This window comes from Paenibacillus sp. FSL F4-0087, from assembly GCF_038020215.1.
Lineage (GTDB): Bacteria > Bacillota > Bacilli > Paenibacillales > Paenibacillaceae > Paenibacillus > Paenibacillus taichungensis.
The window spans coordinates 6,610,547-6,630,254 of record NZ_JBBODJ010000001.1 but is presented as its reverse complement, the minus strand read 5'-3'; the positions used below and the strand labels follow the sequence as shown (position 1 = coordinate 6,630,254).

Genomic DNA, 19,708 nt, shown 5'->3' with positions numbered 1-19,708 from the left:
AATAATTATTCCATTTATTATTGGAAACCACATGATCGTATATACCTCAATGCACTTCATGAAATGCAATGCATTATGTTTCAACACCGTTTCTTTTTGAGCGTTTTAAACGCAAGGCTACCCAGCTCATAAGCAGAGCTGCAACGAGTAAAAATAAAGTTAATCCTGCAATGACTACAAAGAAGGAGTGGTCAAAAGCAGCAAAGGCGGCAGATTTGAGTAACTCCGCAGACTCAGTAGGTAAACTTTCGGCAGCGATAAGAGCTTCATCCAGACTGTCCTTCACATTAACTGGCACTCTAATGCCTTCAGGAATCCTCATAGCAAGCGTGTATACGAGAGTAGACATACTCCCAATGATGGCAATACCTGATGCTCCACCCAGCTCATAACCCACTTCCTCAATCGATGCTGCCATACCAGCTTTGTGTGGAGGTGCGTAACTCATGATGGAATGGGATGCTGCGGTCATCCCTGCGCCAAGGCCTGCGCCAAGTAGTGCTAAACCAAGGATCTGTCCAGTAAACCCTGCATTGAACTGTATCAGATATATCCCTATGCCCAGACCGGCGATCAAGAGAGAGAAACTTTTGATGTATACGACATCTACACGATGCATGATGGATCCGACAATAGGGCCAGCAATGAGTGCTGCAACGGGTATAGATAAGGTGAAAAGTCCCGCTTGAAGCGGTGACATGCCCTCCACAAGTTGAAGGCGTTGTGTGACCAGATATTGCACACCCATTTGCGCAAACAACCCGACCAGTGCGGTGATAAAGCCAGTGCTGAATCTTGGGATATTGAATAAGGACAGATCCAAAAGCGGGTTGGTGCTGTTATTTTGACGGCGAATAAAGATCATAAGGGACAGCAGACCTATTAATGCTGCGCTAATGGCTAATGTCAGAGATCCTTCTCGCCTTGTGAATTCCTTGATGGAATAGATGATTCCAACCATGGCGATCATGATCTGAAAGGAACTGGTGAAATCCCACTTTTTCGACGAATCACCTTGATGTTTAGGAATCATTTTTAAGGCGAAAACAAACGCAAGAATGGCAATGGGAAGATTAATCAAAAACACAGAACCCCACCAGAAGTGTTGAAGCAGTAGCCCGCCGACAATCGGACCCAGTCCCGCACCACCTGATGCAATAGAGCCCCAAATACCAATCGCGAGTGCAAGTTCTCGTTCATTTGTAAAGGTAACCCTGATGATCGACAATGTCGCTGGCATCATCATGGATGCGCCAACTGCAAGAAGAATTCTACTCATGACAAGTACAGCCGGTACTGGAGAAAAGGCAGCAGTAAGAGAAGCGACAGAAAATACGAGCAATCCCAGGGTGAATATTTTTTTATGACCAAGACGGTCCCCAAGCGTTCCCATTGCAGGCAGAAGCCCCGCCATGACGAGGGAGTAACCGTTCAGAATCCATAATTTTTCTGAGGCTGATGCACCTAAATCATGGGTTAAGCTAGGTAAAGCGGTGTATAGGATGGTCATGTCCATCACGATTAGTAATAGTGCACTTGATACGATAACAAGAATCATCCAACGTTTTAACTTTGACATATTTCCCTCCAACAATATAAATAGATAACTTGCATTTTTAAACCATAAACTATAGGGTAACCCTATAGTCAAATTAATTTTGAACTATAGATTCTAGCGGAGGCCTGTACAATGTCGGGAAACCATACACAACAATTTACTACCAGTGAATTTGCAAAAATCTGCGGAGTCACTAAACATACTTTATTTCATTATGATGAGATTGGACTGTTAAAGCCGGAGTTTACGAATTCCAACGGTTACCGTTATTACGGTATTCAGCAAACCTATGTACTTGATGTAATCCATGTGCTGAAAAAGGCGGGAAGCTCTCTAGAGGAAATTAAGTCTTTTATTCAAAATCAAAATACGCCTTTATTAATCGAGCTTTTTGAACAGAAAATGAAGGAACTGGAGCTAGAACAACTCCGAATCAAACGTATGCAAAAGCTCTTGAATGGTGCCATTGTCATGACACAACAAGCTATGAGTGCTTCACAGGAAGGTCTGGCTTTTGAAGAATGCGAGAAAGAATATTTTATTGCCGTTCGACTGGAACGAGGAGATGGAGACAAGGAGTTTACCCGCAAGTTTGTCGAATATCGAAACCATTGTGAAGAGCGAATGATCGAATATGAGTTTCCGGTATGGACTGTAGTTTGTCAGGAGAGTTTTGAGACAGGACACTTCTATCCGGACTACTTTTGCAACCAAATAAAAGCACCGATTCCTGGCGAATCGATGTTAGTCAAGCCCAAAGGACTGTATGCTGTCATGAACCATCGAGGATCATATGAAAGCATGCCAAAAACGTATTTAATCATCAAAGAGCATATAGAACGAGAGGGATTTGAAATCTGTGGAAACGTGTATGCCATGGATCTGCTCAGTTATTTTGCGGAAAATAATCCGGATGAGTATATCATCAAGATATATGTAGAAGTGTGTAAGGTTGCTGAGACAAAATAAAGAATAGAAATCGATTTAATTCAGGAGGGTATGTTTTGAAATTAGTTAAAGCTTATGATATGGATTTGAACGAAGAATGGTCAACGCATCTTCAGGAATTGCTTATTGCCAGTTTTCCAGAGGTCTACCCGGAGGACCGTTTGTTTTTCAAGCAAATTCCACATGGCAGAATATTAGCATTCACCTCAGATAATCAACTGATTGGGCATGTAGGATTAGATTACAGAATGATGAATTTGAATGGAAAAGCAATAAGAGTTCTAGGGATCATTGATCTATGTGTTTCCACTTCACATCGCTCTCAAGGAATTGGTTCCTTTTTGCTAGCGGAAGTGGAGAAGCTGTCCAAAGGGCATATTGATTTTGTGCTATTATTTGCTGATCATGAGGACTTGTATAGCAAAAATGGGTTCAAAACGGTTAACAACATATGTAAGTGGTTGAAAATTGACCATGAAACTTTAACTACAATTGGAGTTGGAATTCAGAAGGTCGAAGGCTTGATGGTTAGAGAAGTCGGAACTATGCCATGGGGTGAAGGAGAACTCGATTTTTTAGGCTATTTGTATTGAGCACTATAAGCACTCACCCAAAAATTGAGCCCATAAAAAAGGTGATAGAGCCACGCAGTTTCGTGGCTTTTTTGTATTCCAAGAGAATTTGTTTATAAAATGAATTTGTTGAAAAATAACAAAGTGATAAATTTTATTTATCGAAATGAAATTGAATTTCATTCATGAACGTTTCATGAGTTCGTTTACATGCCATAGAAAATATTTTATAATTGTCATCGGAAGAACTATAACTAACTAAAAGTTATTAAGTGTTAAAATTAAATTAAATAGACGTTAAAACGTCAAGAGACATCATGAAAGAAGGCAATCAGTAAATGAACTCATTTTTTGTAGATTCCAATGGAAACTTGAAAACCTCTTTGAAAGGCAAGGATGTTCTGTCCAATCCCATGTTGAACAAGGGTACTGCCTTTAACGAAGAAGAAAGAAGAGAGCTTAACCTGAATGGCATCTTGCCACCGATGGTTTTAAATATTGAAGAACAAGTGAGTCGAGTATATCAGCAATTGCAGAATGAATCGGATAATTTGCGAAAAAGCATCATGCTTAGTGATTTGTTCAACCGTAATATTGTACTCTTTTACCGTTTAATGAAGGATCATCTTAGCGAAATGTTGCCGATTGTGTATACACCTACGGTCGGACAAGCTATTCAGGAATATAGCCATCAGTACCACAGACCAGGTGGTCTATATTTATCCATTAATGATATGGATGGGCTGGAGGAAGCTTTCCGCAACAGTGGTTTACATGCTGGAGATGTGGATTTGATTGTGGTGACCGACTCGGAAAGTATTCTGGGCATCGGAGACTGGGGCGTTGGCGGAATTAAAATTGCCATTGGTAAACTCGCGGTATATACAGCAGCCGTAGGCGTTGATCCAAGCCGTGTATTGCCTGTTGTGCTGGATGTGGGAACCAATAATCCCAAACTGCTGAATGATCCATTGTATGTGGGCAACCGTCATGAACGGATTCGCGGGGAAAAATATGAGCAATTTATCGAAGCCTTTGTGAAAGAAACAACAAAGTGGTTTCCGGATATCCTGCTTCATTGGGAAGACCTGGGCAGCGTGAATGCCAGAAATATTATACAGAAATATGGGGAAGAACTCCTTACATTTAATGATGATATTCAGGGGACGGGTGCGGTTACACTTGCGGCGATTATGTCCGGAGTTCAAGTGACGGGTGTACCTCTTCGTGAACATCGTGTCCTTGTATTTGGACCAGGGGCCGCTGGTATTGGTAACGCGGATCAGATTCGTGACGCTATGATGGAAGAAGGGCTTGAGCAGGAGGAAGCGGAGAGCCGTTTCTGGGCGTTCGATTACCGTGGAATCCTTACGGATGAGACGGAAGGTCTATTTGAATTCCAGAAACCATATGTACGTAAAGCTGCGGAAGTGAAAGATTGGGCGTTGAATGAGCAAGGGCAGGTCAGCTTGCTGGAAGCTGTGAAACAGATCAAACCAACGATCCTGATCGGCACTTCCGGTGTGACAGGTGCCTTTAATGAACAAGTTATCAAAGAGATGGCGAAGCATGTGGAACGTCCAATCATTATGCCAATGTCCAATCCGACCTCGCTTGCCGAAGCAGCACCAAGAAGTTTGATTGAATGGACGGATGGCAAAGCACTGATTGCAACAGGCAGCCCATTTGAAGCTGTCATGTTTAATGACACATTGTATGAAATTGGTCAATCCAATAATGCTTTTGTGTTCCCTGGTTTGGGTCTAGGAGCGATTGTAGCGAAAGCATCGAAATTCACCAAAAACATGTTCACCGCAGCTGCAGTGGCCGTAGCTAATTCGGTAGACTCCTCTGCACCAGGTGCTCCACTTCTGCCCAGAGTGAAAGAGCTGCATGCTGTTTCGTACAAAGTTGCAGTGGCGGTCGCCAAGGCGGCAGTGGAAGATGGCGTTGCGCGTGTAGAATTGAAAGACGTTGAAGAGGCTGTAAAAGCTGCCATGTGGCATCCGGTGTACAAACCGCTGTATGCGGCAGTTTAATAATTGAATACAGCGCGTGGTAACTATAAATTCTTGTGGGTCGATAAGGTGGATTTGGATTCAAAAAGGTGCACAACTTGATTTCTCGCCTTGACCCGTGGCTGTATTCCATGTTAAGTTTCTGATATTAAATTGTTGAGCTTTTAAAGGGGGATAGAGCGATGACTGAATTAGAGGTTGTAGATGTTTATGTGAACCTGTCAACGAACATGAACACTGACATGGTTCACAACATAACTAATCAGAATCCGGCACTTTATCCTCCTATGCATAGATTATCTTGGTGTTAATTTTTTGAACGCCAAGTCTCTTTATCATAGTCAGGTTGATGTAACGCAAAAAAGCACCGGTGAATGGGGCTTTTTTGCGTTTTTTCATTTGAGGATATTCTAATCACTCTGACACGAGGGATATGTCATTACGCAAGAACGGATTGAAATTCTGATTATGTTCAAATATAAAGTGAGGGACCATGTCGTGGTAAATTTCACGTTGGTTAACTTTTATATTTCACATAAAAAGGATGATCTTTATGTCTTTAATTAACGTTAGCAACCTAACCTTTGCCTATGATGGCAGTTACGATAATATATTTGAAAATGTGAGTTTTCAGCTGGACTCCGATTGGAAATTGGGCTTTACCGGAAGGAACGGCAGAGGCAAAACGACATTCCTCAATCTGCTGCTTGGTAAATATGAATACAGCGGAACTATTTCTGCGAATGTTAGCTTTGAGTACTTTCCTTTTCAGGTTCAGAATAAAGGAGCTATGACCCTCGATGTCATTGAAGAGGTCTATCCTGAATATTTACACTGGCAGCTTGTTCGAGAGCTTAACCTGTTAAAAGTTTCGGAAGATATTCTGTATCGGCCTTTTGATTCCTTGTCTAACGGAGAACAAACGAAGGTGATGCTGGCTGCCTTGTTCCTGAAGGATAATCGGTTTTTGCTCATCGATGAACCTACCAATCATCTCGACATTCATGCCAGAAAACTCGTCAGTAATTATCTTCGCAGCAAAAGTGGATTTATTCTGGTGTCACATGATCGATCTTTTTTGGATAACAGCGTAGACCACATCCTGTCCATCAATAAAAATAACATTGAGATTCAGAGAGGGAACTTCTCCGCTTGGTGGGAAAATAAACAAAGGCAAGATCAGTTTGAACTTGCAAGTAATGAGAAGTTAATAAAGGACATCAAACGTTTGTCCGATTCTGCCAAACGGACGGGTGGATGGTCGCATGAAGTGGAAAGAACCAAAAATGGTACGAGAAATTCCGGTTCAAAGGTGGATAAAGGCTATATTGGACACAAGGCTGCCAAAATGATGAAACGTTCCAAAAATATTGAGCAGAGGCAGCAATCCGCCATCCAAGAAAAGTCCAAACTTCTGAAAAATATTGAGAGTGCAGAACGTCTACAGATTCATCAACTGGATTTTCACAAAAAAGAACTTGTTGAATTGGAACATGTGTCGATTGCATACGGATCCAATACGGTATGTAAGGACGTGAGTTTCACAGTTGAAAAAGGGGATCGTATTGCACTTTATGGTAAAAACGGATCTGGGAAATCAAGCATCCTTAAACTGATCTGTGATGAGGATATCCCTTATACAGGTCATTTTCGAAAGGATCCCCAGCTTAAGATCTCGTATGTGTCGCAAGACACGTCTGATCTCGGCGGCCAATTATCGGATTATGCTGTCACGCAGGGAATCGATGAAAGCCTGTTTAAATCGATACTAAGAAAGCTGGATTTTTCCAGGCTGCAATTGGAGAAGGATATCTCAACGTATAGCGCTGGCCAAAAAAAGAAGGTGCTGGTTGCTAAAAGTCTCAGTGAGCAAGCTCATTTGCACATTTGGGATGAACCCCTCAACTTTGTGGATGTCATCTCTCGTATGCAAATTGAAGACTTGCTGCTGGAGTACTCCCCAACCCTTCTGTTTGTAGAGCATGACAGTGAATTTTGCGCCAATATTGCAACAAGAATTATCGAGCTATAAGCAAAAGGGAAAGATAAAAGATATACATTCTAAGAGCCGCCGCTTGGCGGCTTTTAATCATTACATCAATCTTTGCAATACATAACCAATCATAGGTGATGCTTGTTACGTGTTCAGACATCGGATTTTGAGCAACTATGCTATAATTTTATAGTCACAGACAATCAAAAATGATGGTTCATTGAATCAATTTATTGAATATATTCCCCAAGAGGTGTAAACCCGTTGAAAAAAGAAATGACATCGATGAAGCAAGCGAGACTTAATTCTATCCTGGACGAAGCGACTAAACTGCTGATTGAAAAACCCAATGCATCCATGAATGATATCGCAGACTCTGCAAAAATCGGCATTGCGACTCTTCATCGATACGTGGAGAGTCGCGAACAATTGATGGTTTATCTGGGCTTGCGTGCGATCGAGGTGGTCAGTGAGGCCATGCAAAACATTCATTTGGATGAGGAAAACTGTGAAACGTATATTCCGGAACTGATTGAAGTGCTCATTCCGTTAGGTGATAAAATATTTTTCCTTACCCATGATGCAGCTATTCACTATAATCCTGAGATTGAGGGAGCAGATTTGAAGCTGAGAGAACCTATACTGCATGCGGTCAGCATGTTGCAGCAAAAGAATTACTTTCGTCAGGATGTCAATAAAAACTGGATTGTAGATGTGCTTTATTCTATCTTGTTTCTGACGTGGCAGCAGGTTGTAAGTGGTGACATTGCTCGTAAATCAGCAGCTTCGCTAGTTGTGGATACGTTCTATCACGGCTTTAGGGCCAGATAATTAGCCGCTACCTTATAACAGCATATAATAAATGCAATATAACACCCCATTGTGGAGTCGGTCGTGTCATTGGATACGGACTCACTTTGGAGGTGTTTTTTTTGCGTGGAGAGCTATCAGCGATTCTCGAAAGGCGCATATTTTCTTTTGAGTACATATTCAAATTTTAACAGAGTTCAGAATTTAAGATTTCAAACTTACAAAAAATGATATAAATTTCTAGTAGATTCAAATCATTACCAAATTAAGACAGTGAATTTGCGACAAGGAGGTCGATAATCTGCACTGAACGCGATACCGTTTCAACTCGCTTTTGCACGCATTCCATCATATCCACAGGAGGGATTCCATGCTTTACACCATTATTGTGCCAGTTAACCAGGACTATAACATTTTGAACCTGTTCACGGACTCATTGTTACGGACCGTAAGCCCGTCCACTCAAATCATTTTTATCAACGATGGTTCCGGTTCTGCTGTCTTACAGCATTTGGAGAAACTGAAACAAGAGGTTAGAGAAGGTGTAACGATTGAAATTCTTCAGCATGATTTTCCACTTGGTTGTGCCGTATCAATCAATAGCGCGCTTCGGCGAGCAGAGGGAGATTATATTTTCTTCCTGGATTCCGATACGATCCTTCAACCGAACTGGCAATCAATGATGAAAGAGACGATGGACAGCGACATTACGATCGGTATGATTGGCGGTGTTCTACTCTATCCGCAAACGGGAGGTGTGCAGCATTGTGGTATTGCATTTGCCGATACAATTGGTCGCCACTTATTTCTGAACGCTTCGCCTGAAGACATTCCGAAGGAAACATTTTCAGTTCAGCTTGTCGTATTCGCCATGTTCGGCATGAAGAGGGAAGTGTATGAAACGGTAGGCGAGCTGGATGAAAAGTTCTTTAACGGATATGAGGATTTTGATTATCAGATGCGAGCACGGGCAGCCGGATATGATGCGGTCATTAATCCGAATATTCTCGCCTATCACTGGGAACGGAGCAGTGGCATTCATCGCAACTTCAACCGTAAAAACAATCTGGCACGTTTCTGGAAAAAGTGGGGTGGGGAAATTGAGGCCGATGTTTGGCCATTCGTATTCGGTCATCTGAAAGAACAGCTGGATAGCCAGAGTGAATATCAGCATCTGCCGATCGTTGGTATCGATCTTGCAGAAGTTCGCAGTGACGCGGATACGTTCTGGACCAAGCTGGAGGAAGCTGACATTGCACCTGTTGCTGAGGTACGTGACTATTCCAACCGCTTTAACTCTAATGGAGCTATCTGGCTGCCGCAGGTTCTGGGCAAGGAGCTGATTCATAGCGAGAACCGATTATTGTTTCTGGTGGACAATTTCGCCCGGTTGTTGGAAAACCGTTACTGGATCGAGATGAGACATGCTCATCGGGCTAAAGATCTGATTATTGATCTGTATGGCAATGTTATCACCATAGATCGCATATATGATGGCTGCTGGCCAGGCTCCAAAGTTCGCTAACTCACAAACCAAGTAAACAGGGAGGAACCAAAGGTGAAATCAAAAGAGAGCACGCTTGATCGTGCCGTAAGGTTTACACGGAATCTGGAGTGGTTGGAACATGTCGAAAAGGTTATTCCGAGCGGATGCAGTACGTTAGCGAAAGCACCAGAACGATTATTTCCGGGATATACACCCGTATGCTGCGCAGAGGCACGCAATTCCCGTTTTATAGATATCGATGGAAATGAATGGTTGGATTGTGAGATGGCCATGGGTACGGCGCCATGGGGACATGCGCGGCATGAAGTTCAACTGACCATCATCCATCAGCTGAAAAAAGGGACAAGTTATTCGATTCCTGCTGACATTGAACTTGAATGCGCTGAATTGATTTTGGAACGGTTTGAGGGCCGCTACCCCTCATTGCGATTCACCAAAAGTGGCGCCGATGCAGTCAGTGGAGCCGTACGTCTGGCTCGTGCGGGAAGTGGCAAAAGCAGGGTCATCGCGACGGCCTATCATGGGTGGCATGACTGGTCTGCCTATGGGTACTATGGCCGCGAAACGAAAGAACGAGGCATCCCCGTGGATATCGAACGCACAACAATCTGGATAGATAAGCCCTCACCAGAGCGTATCGAGGCCCAAATCCAATCCTCTCCCGAGGATATCGCCTGCATTGTTCTTTGTCCAAATGAATGGAAACGTGAGCCGTTGGCGCAAGTTGTATCCCTATGTCGGTCATTGGATATCATTGTCATATTTGATGAAGTCACCTCCGGTATTCGAATGGGCAAGCAAGCTACAGCTGGGGAGTATGATATCTGGCCGGATCTGCTCTGCATTTCCAAAGGCATGGCGAATGGACTGCCACTCGCAGCCGTAATGGGACCAGAACATCTGATGTCATTATCAGGACAGGTCAGATTCAGCAACGCCCATTCCAGCGAGACTACTGCACTCGCGGCAGCGATTGCATGTGAGAGATTGATGAAAAGCGCTAAAGTATGGCCTAGCTGGCGCGAGGCTACTATTCGGATTATGGATCTGATTGAAGCTGAACTCGTACTTCTTGGATTAACCGATCAATTGGTGCTGAAGGGTACCTATGCGAGTTTCTCCATTAGCTCTATTTCGGAGGAAAACTTTCATACCGATCCTTTCCGTGAGTTTATGGTCAAACGAATGGCCCACTTCGGAATATTCACCAAAGGGTACTTTATTTTCTCTGATGCTCATACCCGGGAAGAATTATTGTGGGTGGAAGAAGCTCTTTTGCAGACACTATCCGACTGGAAAGAAGTTCTGAAACAGGAACACTTTTCGAATTGAGATTTACGAAAACGTTTAAAATTTTATTCAAATTATACTAGTTGAACTATTCATTTACACGTGAACGGAGAGGACAGAATAAACCTGAAAAAGCGGAGCGGTCGCCTTTATCCCGGATTTCCTCCTTTAAAAAAAGGAATTAAAAAATCTGGGGATAACAGCGATTGGAAGGTTGTTCTGTCATCGGAGTGGATTGTGTAAAATCTTTATTTCAACTTATATAAAACATCGACTAGGAGGAATATTCAATGAAAGCACTCGTATATCAGGATCTTAAACAGGTGACTTACCAGGATATTGAGGAGCCAACCATACAAAAGCCAAACCAGGTAAAAATTAAAATCTATGGTTCAGGCATCTGCGGTACAGACCTGAATATTGTCAAAGGCAAAGTGCCGGCGAATAAAGGAACCATTATTGGTCATGAAGGTGTAGGTACAGTGATTGAGGTTGGCGACGAAGTTCGCGGTTTCAAGGTAGGTGATCGGGTATTGGTTGATCCCACGCAATCTTGCGGTACCTGCTCCTATTGCCGCGAAGGACTGTTCATCTACTGCGAGAATTTTGATGACTATCAAGTAGGGATGACGACACACGGAACCTTTGCTGAATATTTTGTTGGGGACGAAAAGTATATCTATGCCATCCCGGATTCCATGAGCTGGGAAACGGCCATGATGATCGAACCACTGGGATGTGTACTTCAGACGTTCATGAAAGCAGGGACTAAGCCAAGTGACTCTGTACTGGTCCTCGGTTCTGGTGCAATCGGTTCTCTGTGTCAGCTTGTGAGCAAACGATTGGCAAGGCTTACTGTAGGCACGGAAGTTGATCCATTCCGCAAAGAGTTCGCTTCAGAGATCGCGGATCATGTGTTCTATCCTCAGGAACTGACGCTCGATAAAGTATACGAGATCAATAATAACAAGAAGTTTGATATTGTAGTGGACGCGGTTGGTAACCAGCTTCATGTGGGATTTGAGATGATTGCCAAAGGCGGCAAGATCATTCCTATGGGTTATGACGACAGCTATGAGGTGACGTTCAAATCAACTGCCGTAATTAATGATGGTATTAGTGTCATTGGTGCGGTAGCTAATCACTCGATGATCAGTACAGCATTGAAATTTGCACAAAGTATTCCGGAACTGGAGCAAATGGTTACCTCTACGGAACTGCTGAGTGATTATGAACAGGCATTCAATGGGACAATCGGGTATCATCTGCGTACCGGAGAGAAATTGCCCATGAATTCGGTTAAAACAGCTCTGATCTTGTAAGCATGTAGAATCAGCGGTTTTGCCGCTGCGAAAAGCAGGAATTCGCAGCGGTGAAACACCGCAGAAAAGGGGGAGATATCGATTGAAGCTGCTACAGGATTTGCCGAGAAATCCGCGGTACTCCATCTTACTTGAACCGGTATGGGCCATTCCGGGCACGATTGTTCTTTTTTATGCTCCCTTATATATGAAGGAAGCCGGACTTTCGGATATTGAAATTGGTTTGATCAATTCGGTGAATCTTTATTTTGCCTTTATATTTCAGTTATTTGCGGGTTCAATCACGAATAAGCTGGGTCGCAAGCGAACAACACTGATTTTTGATTTGATTGCCTGGAGTGTTCCCATGTTCATCTGGGCTTTCTCCCAGAACTTTTGGTTGTTTCTGATCGCTTACTTGCTGAATGCAACCTCCAAATTTGTGACGGTTTCCTTCAACTGTCTAATTATTGAGGATGTTGAGGAACACAAGCGATCCAAGGTATTCGCCATTCTCAACATGATCATTACTGGTGCTGGAGTACTGACACCGATCGCCGGGGTAGTGATTGCCGATTTTGGCATTGTGCCAACACTAGCCAGTATTTATTTTGTCGGTGGTATTCTCATGACCGTAATGTTCTTCATTCGCAACCGGTATACGGATGAGACCACAGTAGGGAAGGAACTTATGGGAATGCATAGCCAAACCCGGGTGATTCAGAGTCTAGCTTCCAGTCTGCGACTTTTCGGCAAATCGTTCTACAAACGGAGGCTTTTACCGATTATTCTCATCACGGTGCTTTCCAATTTGATCCTGCAGTTGAACTTTTTTCAGGTGATTTTTTTCAAGGAACAGTTAAAATTCAATGATCAGATTATTTCATTTATCCCGGTTGTCACTGCTGTAACCGTCATGCTCTTGTATTTAGTCATTATCCCGCGTCTGACACGGCGTTCAGAAGAAAAGTATGTCAGTTTCTCGATCATTTTAAGTACAGTGGGGGCTATACTTTTTCTGTTGATACCTGTGGGGAATATAGCCATGTTATTTCTGACTCTAATTGTACTGGCGGCAGGCAATTTCATCTTGCAAACGTATCGGGACTCACTGCTTATGAACCGATTGGGTACACATGAAAAAGCGGATATGTTCTCGGCAGTGCAGACCGTCATGACGTTAACAGCGATTCCATCAGGTTACCTGACAGGGCTGCTGTATCACTATAACCCCATGCTGTTATTCAGTGTCATTCTTGTACTTTATATCGTACTCATGGTCATCATGTTATTCCTCCCTGATCCCCAGAAACACTCCCAGGCAATCAGCACTTACAAAAATATGTAGGAGAAGGGGTTTTCTGTATATGAAACGAATATATAATACAGAAAATGAACCTGGGAGGCATAGAAATGACAAACGTATTTGCAACAGAAACAAGAAACCAAATGAACTGGATTAATGAGCCGAAGACCTGGTCTTATACCGATCAAGGAGTTCTAATTGTAGAAGCTCAGGCTGATACGGACTTTTTCCAGGATCCAGCGGGTAAACACATCCGTGCAACCGCGCCATTTCTTTCGATGCCGGTGCCTAACGATTTTGAAATGACGACTCAGCTAACCGTGGACATGAAACATCAGTATGATTCCGGATGTTTGATGGTGATGGTAGATGAGCGAAACTGGTGCAAGCTTTGTTTTGAGTATGATGGAAAAGCAGCTACCATTGTGTCGGTAGTAACGAAGGAAGGTTCATCCGATGATTGCAATTCGGTTGAAGTTCCCGTAACCAATCCTTATCTGCGCATACGCAAAGTGGAAGACTGCATTTCATTCTTTTATTCACCCGATGGGGTGGAGTGGAAATTAATTAGATATTTCGGCATGCCGATAGAGGGGGAGATTCGGGCTGGAGTTGTTGGACAGTCACCAGCTGGAACGGGATGCACCTGTCACTTTTTATCGATGAATCTTACCCGTCCGGATGTGACTGCACGCTTCTAAGCCCATCTCCCTGCCAATCGGTTGATCATTGGAGGGAGAAAAGCGGAATGGTAAAAGCTTTTATTTTGGATTTTGATGGACTGATTGTGGACACGGAGACACCTTGGTTCTATGCTTTTCGCGATATTTATAAAGAGCATGGACTTGAACTTGGGCTGGAGCTTTGGTCGAAAAATGTAGGGACATCGTTTGAAGAATTTCATCCTTTTCTATATCTGGAGCAAGCGCTGCAAAAACCGATCGATCACGATCATATCAAGCTGCTTTCTGAACAGAAATACGAAGCATACCTTGGACAGGCAGCAATTCTTCCAGGCGTGCATGAGTTGCTCCTGTCTGCCCGTAAAAAGGGAATTCAACTTGCCGTTGCTTCCAGCTCTACCCGGGATTGGGTTCATGGTTATTTACGTACACTCGGCATTTTCGAACTATTCGATGTTATTCATACAGCTGAGGACGTCAAGCGGGTCAAACCGGACCCGGAATTGTATCTGCTTGCCCTGGAGAGTCTCGGGATTGGAGCATCCGAAGCGGTTGTGTTTGAAGACTCGCCGAATGGACTGAAGGCAGCCAAAGCCGCGGGGATTCGCTGTGTCATTGTGCCTAACGAGGTAACGCGTAATCTGGAATTCTCGAAGTATGATCTGCGGTTAACCTCGCTGGCAGAGATCACGATGGAAATTCTTTAACCCTGGTATTGCTTGCGTAACTCAATAGGAGAGATTCCTTCATATTTTTTGAAAACGGATCCAAAATAACTGGCGCTGTTGAAACCGACAGCCCGAGCAATTTCGTGGGCCGTTATCCCAGCGTCATGGACGAGCATTTCCTTGGCTTTCAATAACCGATATCGTGTCAGATAATCAAGCGGAGTCATTTGGAATTCCTTTTTGAATATCCGATTTAAATGCTGTTCGGTGACGTCCATTTGCTGAGCCAACATGGAGAGCGAGATGTCCTGATCATAATTTTGCTTGATAAAAGTAACCAGTCCGCCCAGCTTTAATCGGGCATCCGAGCGTTCATAAGCGCCATAACGATCACCATCAATCGTTAACCTGACCAGAAGCATGTACAGCAATGCGGATACGTGCCAGATCTGATCCTTGTGCCGGGACTGTAGCGCCAACGTTATTTCATGCAACAGGATATGAAGCATTCCATCCGGCTTGAAGGCGCGCAGCTCCCCGATCTGCAAGGTATGCAGAAACCGGGGCAATAAATAGCCATTAAAGGACAGACAATCGAACAACAATGAATTACTCAGATTGTCGTAACGATATGTTACCTCCGGAAACATAATAAGAGCTATTCCTTCCCGAATTGAAAACTCATGATTTTGGGCTGCGATTTTCCCTGTTCCCCCGATACACTGCACAATACTGTAATCCCGTGAATGGCCGTTCCAATTCATTAATTCGTCTACGGTCAGCTGATTTTGACCTGTAATCATAAGCGGCATATCGGGATCCAGTGAATTCCCCATACTAGGTTTCGGCATCGTTGTGTTATTCCTCATTTCGTTAAAGGTCGTGTGCGTAAATGGCGTGGATACAGCGTTAAAAGAAACCTGATTTGAATTATATTACATAAATAACATTTTATCGAAAACCTTTTAGGAACACGTATCATAATGTCGATGCCTTGCCATTATCAGACCAAGCAGTATGCGTTATAATGGTTACAGTGATTTAGGAAAGGGATGCAGTCATGAAGAAAGTCATCGTCGTAGGCTCAGGAATTCTTGGGGCTTCCACAGCGTATCAATTGGCTAAACGGGGTGTGGAAGTTCTTCTTATAGACCGGAAAGATCGAGGGCAGGCTACGGATGCTGCTGCCGGGATCATCTGTCCCTGGTTATCTCAGCGCCGTAATCAGGATTGGTATCAGCTTGCCAAAGCGGGTGCACGTTTTTATCCCAGCTTGATTGAAGAACTCAAGAGTGAAGGGGAAACAGAAACGGGTTACGCTCAAGTGGGTGCTCTTAGTATTCATACGGATGTGGACAAAATCAACAAGATGCAGGAGAGGGCACACCTTCGTAAAGAAGATGCACCGGAGATTGCCGATATTACCCGTCTAGATGCAAAAGAAACTCATGAGCGTTTTCCTCTTCTGGAGGGGAGCTTTCAGTCCGTCTACATCAGTGGTGCTGCGCGTATCGATGGACGTGCACTTCGTGATGCCTTAATCCGATCGGCTCAACGAAATGGAGCGGTCCTGATTCATGGGGACGCGACACTTCAATATGAATCGGACCGAGTGACTGGAGTGGTTGTGGACGGTAAAGTCATATCGGCTGACGAGGTTATCGTGTGTGCCGGCGCTTGGGCTAATGAACTGTTGAAGCCCTTGGGCATTGATTTTAAGGTTCATTATCAGAAGGCGCAAATTATGCACTTACAGGTTCACGATCGAAAGGACACTGAGAACTGGCCTGTAGTCATGCCTCCTTCGGATCAATATCTGTTAGCCTTTGATCAACAGAAGATTGTGATCGGAGCGACTCACGAAAATGATATTGAAGGATACGATACAAGAGTAACCGCAGGCGGAATGCAGGAAATTTTGAATAAAGGATTGGAACTGGCTCCCGGTTTAGCTGATAGCACGTTTCAGGAAGTAAGAGTAGGATTTCGTCCATTTACACCAGGTTTTCTTCCGGTAATGGGTGCTGTTCCAGGTTGGAATGGCTTGATCGCAGCTAACGGGCTTGGAGCGTCTGGGCTAACGATGGGGCCTTTTATTGGCAGTCAACTGGCCAAATTGGCTTTGGGTATGGATTTGGATATCGATATTCAGCCATATGACCTTGGAAAAGCAATGGATGATCAGAATTGAGGTGAACTATGACGTATTCACAGCGCTTAACTCACGGCTACTCCTCAGACATCATCTATCTGGAGCATCAGATTGCCATCGCAGAGGAGGAATTGGCAAAAGCTGAGGAAAATCGGCGGGCATACGAATCGGATTTAGATCAGTTAAGAACGTCTCCCGGGTATCATTCAACTTCAGCAACGAACGTCTCTAATGAGGAAAAATGGGGCGATGAGTTAAACAAATTGCAAAGTATGATTAAAGATATCCGGACCCGACTTAAAGACTTGCAAGAAGATTTAGGGGAACTTGAAGATTAATAGGAATGGATTGACATTTGGAAAAACACATGTTGTAATAAGCCTGAGCTATTTGCAGGGGGACTGTTCGCAGTTGAGAAGGTTAAAACCTGACCCTTTGAACCTGTTAGTTAATACTGACGTAGGGAGCAAATAACATGTACTCATGTTATTTTGCCCTTGCCGAAAATAGGACAAGGGCTTTTTGGTCTGCATTTTGGAGGACAGAACGCGATAGCTGGATGTGAAGCGGGGACATTATAATTTTAATAAAAGGAGAAATGATCATGTCATTTTCAAGAACGTTAAAAGATAAGTCCAGAACCGTATGGGAAGATGGATACAACCATCCTTTTTTACACGAAATGGGGAAAGGCACACTGGATCGGGAAGCGTTTAAGTTTTATCTTCTTCAGGACTATACATATCTGATTGAATATGCGAAGATTTTTGCCATGGGTGCGGTGAAGGCGACAGATGAAAAACTGATGACGAACTTTACGGTGATTCAACACGCTATTCTGTACGAAGAAATGGATTTGCATCGAAAGTATATGAATGAATTTGGGATTGCGCTGGATGAAAATCATGCTGTCAAACCCTCTCTATACAACAAGGCGTATACGTCGAATATGATGAGTGTTGCACAAACAGGTGGGGTTGCCGAAATCATCGCCGTCATTTTCCCTTGTGCGTGGACGTATTACGACTATGCTACAAGATTAAAAGAACAATATCGAGATTCATTAGAGGGCAATTTCTATCAGACCTGGATCGAAAATTATGCAAGTGATGACTTCCGCGACTCATTCGAATGGTTCTATGATACACTGGATGCATTATGTGAACATAAAACCGAGCTGGAGCTGGAGGCCTTAGAAGACATATTCAGAAGAAGTGTTGAATTTGAATATCTGTTCTGGGATATGTCGTATAAACGGCAACTCTCGTACTTCTGATGAATGCAATCTACTACAACCAGAGATAAGGATGAACATACAGATGGACAATCGTGAGGAACGTATCTATTTGCGATTTTTGAACGTGGAGGACGCGCCGACATTGCTGGATTTGCAGTTCCGTAACCGGGCTGTTTTCGAAGAGATATCGGCAAGTGAACGATCGGAGACGTTCTATACACTGGAGGGTCAAGTTGCACTTCTCGAAGGTTGGAACAAGGCCAGGGAAGAAGGGAAACGTTACTCTTTCGGAATCTTCCTGAACAATACACATGAGCTCATTGGAGAGATTTCTCTGTTCGAACTTGAACTGGATTCCATAGCCAAATGGATTGTTGGTTATGTGCTAGATCAAGTGCAGAATGGCAAGGGATACATGAGTGATGCCCTTCGGCTAGCACTGGATTTTGCTATGAATGAAGCGGGAATAAAACGAGTGGAGGCAGGTGCACTTCCCGACAATGCCGGATCAATTCGAGTGTTGCGTAAAGCGGGCTTCCAGGAAACGGACCGCCAGAATATTAAAATCAAGGGAAGTTGGAAGGAACATGTGATGTTTGCAGTGGATTTGCAGTAGATTGTTGAATACCGTAACGTGAACCACCTAAATCATCCAGGGGGAACTTATGAATAAACGGAAACAAATGTTATTGGACTCAGCACTTGTGCTCTTTGAGAAACATGGAGTAACCAACACCTCCATACAGATGATCCTAGACGAGTCGGGTGTGTCCAAAGGAACATTTTATAAATTCTTTGGTTCCAAGGATGATTGTATTCTTGCCATTCTGGAGCAGCGTGTACAGGAAGATATGATAATTCGCAAAGATTTGGAGAGCCAAAGCTATGCATCCGATTTTGACTTACTGGTAGATCAAATTATGGTGCCGATGATTTTGCCGGAAAAAAAGCTTGTTGTGGAGCTATTCTGGACAGGCTTCTACTCTGGAGAATGCAATCTAGAGAACTTGACTCGTACGCAGTTAAATTGGTTATCTGAACGACTGGTACAGGTATTTGGTGAAGAATTAAAACCCTTTGCTTATGAAGGGGCTATTTTTGGTTTTGGCATGATCCATCAAATCTCGAATATGTGGAGAAACTTCCATCTTGCCCAACCGAATTGGAACCATCTTGTGCCCAAAATCCTGAACTACATTGAAATTTTGCTTCGTTCCATGCTGGAAAGGCAAGAGCATATTGTTGATTTTCCAAGTCTGTTGGTGATTGCTCCTGATTCCAAAGAAATTGCGGTGGATAAAAACAATCTGATTGAAGGTCTTCAAAAATTCAATCATTCTATTCTCCACTCGGAAGTGTCTATTAAAGCGAAAGAACTGACCAAAGGACTGCTTGCTTTAGTCGAGCAGAAAGAGATCAATATTTCCATGTTGGAAGTAACGCTGCAGGCGTTTCAAACGGAATTTGAATCGTCTTCTATGAATTGCGAAGCTAGCAGAATTGTCAAAGACTGCGGCTTATATCTTGAACAAATCAGGCAGGTTCCGATGGAGAAAACGAAATAGAACACGTTAGCGCAGCGGTTCTCACTGAAGTGCAGAGGCTTTTGTTCATTAGTAATACACAAAAAAGCGGCAGATTGGACGTAAAGCTTAGGGTCCTGAT

Annotated in this window: 18 protein-coding genes and 1 riboswitch; of the genes, 16 read left to right on the top strand and 2 right to left on the bottom strand. The window is 43.5% G+C overall.

Going from position 1 to position 19,708, the window contains the following annotated elements; all coding sequences use genetic code 11:
* Positions 1-73 precede the first annotated feature (73 nt).
* Positions 74-1,579: an MFS transporter gene (locus MHB84_RS29985; protein ID WP_076288370.1), complete on the bottom strand. Its 1,506-nt coding sequence runs from the start codon at positions 1,577-1,579 to the stop codon at positions 74-76.
* A 111-nt stretch (positions 1,580-1,690) separates the two neighbouring features.
* On the opposite strand from MHB84_RS29985, the gene MHB84_RS29980 reads away from it, so the two are divergent.
* The 11 genes from MHB84_RS29980 (at position 1,691) to MHB84_RS29930 (ending at position 14,693) form a co-directional block, all read left to right on the top strand.
* Complete coding sequence (locus tag MHB84_RS29980) at positions 1,691-2,527, top strand: MerR family transcriptional regulator (RefSeq protein ID WP_076288371.1); 837 nt, start codon at positions 1,691-1,693, stop codon at positions 2,525-2,527.
* A gap of 35 nt (positions 2,528-2,562) precedes the next feature.
* Positions 2,563-3,099, top strand: coding sequence for a GNAT family N-acetyltransferase (locus tag MHB84_RS29975; RefSeq protein ID WP_076288372.1), 537 nt, complete (start codon positions 2,563-2,565; stop codon positions 3,097-3,099).
* A gap of 317 nt (positions 3,100-3,416) precedes the next feature.
* Positions 3,417-5,117, top strand: a complete 1,701-nt coding sequence (locus MHB84_RS29970) for an NAD-dependent malic enzyme (RefSeq protein WP_076288373.1) — start codon at positions 3,417-3,419, stop codon at positions 5,115-5,117.
* A gap of 532 nt (positions 5,118-5,649) precedes the next feature.
* On the top strand, positions 5,650-7,128 hold the full coding sequence (locus MHB84_RS29965) for an Lsa family ABC-F type ribosomal protection protein (protein WP_076288374.1): 1,479 nt from the start codon (positions 5,650-5,652) through the stop codon (positions 7,126-7,128).
* 225 nt (positions 7,129-7,353) lie between these two features.
* Positions 7,354-7,920: a TetR/AcrR family transcriptional regulator gene (locus MHB84_RS29960; protein ID WP_076288375.1), complete on the top strand. Its 567-nt coding sequence runs from the start codon at positions 7,354-7,356 to the stop codon at positions 7,918-7,920.
* A 349-nt stretch (positions 7,921-8,269) separates the two neighbouring features.
* Entirely contained in the window at positions 8,270-9,424 is a 1,155-nt protein-coding gene (locus MHB84_RS29955) for a glycosyltransferase family 2 protein (RefSeq protein WP_076288376.1), read from the top strand.
* Positions 9,425-9,457: 33 nt separating this feature from the next.
* Positions 9,458-10,738: an aminotransferase class III-fold pyridoxal phosphate-dependent enzyme gene (locus tag MHB84_RS29950; protein ID WP_076288377.1), complete on the top strand. Its 1,281-nt coding sequence runs from the start codon at positions 9,458-9,460 to the stop codon at positions 10,736-10,738.
* 248 nt (positions 10,739-10,986) lie between these two features.
* Complete coding sequence (locus MHB84_RS29945; protein ID WP_076288378.1) at positions 10,987-12,018, top strand: zinc-dependent alcohol dehydrogenase; 1,032 nt, start codon at positions 10,987-10,989, stop codon at positions 12,016-12,018.
* 82 nt (positions 12,019-12,100) lie between these two features.
* Positions 12,101-13,345, top strand: coding sequence for an MFS transporter (locus MHB84_RS29940; RefSeq protein ID WP_083678822.1), 1,245 nt, complete (start codon positions 12,101-12,103; stop codon positions 13,343-13,345).
* A gap of 65 nt (positions 13,346-13,410) precedes the next feature.
* Complete coding sequence (locus MHB84_RS29935; RefSeq protein ID WP_076288379.1) at positions 13,411-14,004, top strand: DUF1349 domain-containing protein; 594 nt, start codon at positions 13,411-13,413, stop codon at positions 14,002-14,004.
* A gap of 47 nt (positions 14,005-14,051) precedes the next feature.
* The gene (locus MHB84_RS29930; protein ID WP_076288380.1) at positions 14,052-14,693 is read left to right on the top strand and encodes an HAD family hydrolase; all 642 of its coding nucleotides are present in this window, start codon (positions 14,052-14,054) and stop codon (positions 14,691-14,693) included.
* Here MHB84_RS29930 and MHB84_RS29925 read toward each other — a convergent pair.
* Positions 14,690-15,505, bottom strand: coding sequence for an AraC family transcriptional regulator (locus MHB84_RS29925; protein WP_076288381.1), 816 nt, complete (start codon positions 15,503-15,505; stop codon positions 14,690-14,692). The two genes, MHB84_RS29930 and MHB84_RS29925, sit on opposite strands and share 4 nt — an antisense overlap.
* A gap of 209 nt (positions 15,506-15,714) precedes the next feature.
* Between MHB84_RS29925 and MHB84_RS29920 the strand changes: the two genes are divergently transcribed.
* The 5 genes from MHB84_RS29920 to MHB84_RS29900 all read left to right on the top strand — a co-directional run bounded on the left by MHB84_RS29920 (position 15,715) and on the right by MHB84_RS29900 (position 19,608).
* Entirely contained in the window at positions 15,715-16,845 is a 1,131-nt protein-coding gene (locus MHB84_RS29920) for an NAD(P)/FAD-dependent oxidoreductase (protein WP_076288382.1), read from the top strand.
* Positions 16,846-16,853: 8 nt separating this feature from the next.
* Positions 16,854-17,144, top strand: a complete 291-nt coding sequence (locus MHB84_RS29915; RefSeq protein ID WP_076288383.1) for a hypothetical protein — start codon at positions 16,854-16,856, stop codon at positions 17,142-17,144.
* Between the two features lie 46 nt (positions 17,145-17,190).
* Positions 17,191-17,289: riboswitch (TPP riboswitch) on the top strand.
* Between the two features lie 121 nt (positions 17,290-17,410).
* A complete protein-coding gene (gene tenA, locus MHB84_RS29910) occupies positions 17,411-18,082 on the top strand; it encodes a thiaminase II (RefSeq protein ID WP_076288384.1) in 672 nt (223 codons plus the stop codon).
* A 43-nt stretch (positions 18,083-18,125) separates the two neighbouring features.
* Positions 18,126-18,659 (top strand): GNAT family N-acetyltransferase, encoded by a 534-nt coding sequence (locus MHB84_RS29905; protein ID WP_076288385.1) that lies wholly within the window; start codon positions 18,126-18,128, stop codon positions 18,657-18,659.
* Between the two features lie 49 nt (positions 18,660-18,708).
* Positions 18,709-19,608 carry a TetR/AcrR family transcriptional regulator gene (locus MHB84_RS29900; RefSeq protein ID WP_076288386.1) on the top strand — a complete coding sequence of 300 codons (900 nt, stop codon included), beginning with the start codon at positions 18,709-18,711 and terminating at the stop codon, positions 19,606-19,608.
* Positions 19,609-19,708 lie beyond the last annotated feature (100 nt).

Coding starts and splice junctions, on each gene's coding strand:
- MHB84_RS29900 (WP_076288386.1), top strand. CDS start 18,709: ATGAATAAACGGAAACAAATGTTATTGGACTCAGCACTTGTGCTCTTT.
- MHB84_RS29920 (WP_076288382.1), top strand. CDS start 15,715: ATGAAGAAAGTCATCGTCGTAGGCTCAGGAATTCTTGGGGCTTCCACA.
- MHB84_RS29980 (WP_076288371.1), top strand. CDS start 1,691: ATGTCGGGAAACCATACACAACAATTTACTACCAGTGAATTTGCAAAA.
- MHB84_RS29945 (WP_076288378.1), top strand. CDS start 10,987: ATGAAAGCACTCGTATATCAGGATCTTAAACAGGTGACTTACCAGGAT.
- MHB84_RS29955 (WP_076288376.1), top strand. CDS start 8,270: ATGCTTTACACCATTATTGTGCCAGTTAACCAGGACTATAACATTTTG.
- MHB84_RS29985 (WP_076288370.1), bottom strand. CDS start 1,579: ATGTCAAAGTTAAAACGTTGGATGATTCTTGTTATCGTATCAAGTGCA.
- MHB84_RS29905 (WP_076288385.1), top strand. CDS start 18,126: ATGGACAATCGTGAGGAACGTATCTATTTGCGATTTTTGAACGTGGAG.
- MHB84_RS29935 (WP_076288379.1), top strand. CDS start 13,411: ATGACAAACGTATTTGCAACAGAAACAAGAAACCAAATGAACTGGATT.
- tenA (WP_076288384.1), top strand. CDS start 17,411: ATGTCATTTTCAAGAACGTTAAAAGATAAGTCCAGAACCGTATGGGAA.
- MHB84_RS29925 (WP_076288381.1), bottom strand. CDS start 15,505: ATGCCGAAACCTAGTATGGGGAATTCACTGGATCCCGATATGCCGCTT.
- MHB84_RS29930 (WP_076288380.1), top strand. CDS start 14,052: ATGGTAAAAGCTTTTATTTTGGATTTTGATGGACTGATTGTGGACACG.
- MHB84_RS29965 (WP_076288374.1), top strand. CDS start 5,650: ATGTCTTTAATTAACGTTAGCAACCTAACCTTTGCCTATGATGGCAGT.
- MHB84_RS29915 (WP_076288383.1), top strand. CDS start 16,854: ATGACGTATTCACAGCGCTTAACTCACGGCTACTCCTCAGACATCATC.
- MHB84_RS29970 (WP_076288373.1), top strand. CDS start 3,417: ATGAACTCATTTTTTGTAGATTCCAATGGAAACTTGAAAACCTCTTTG.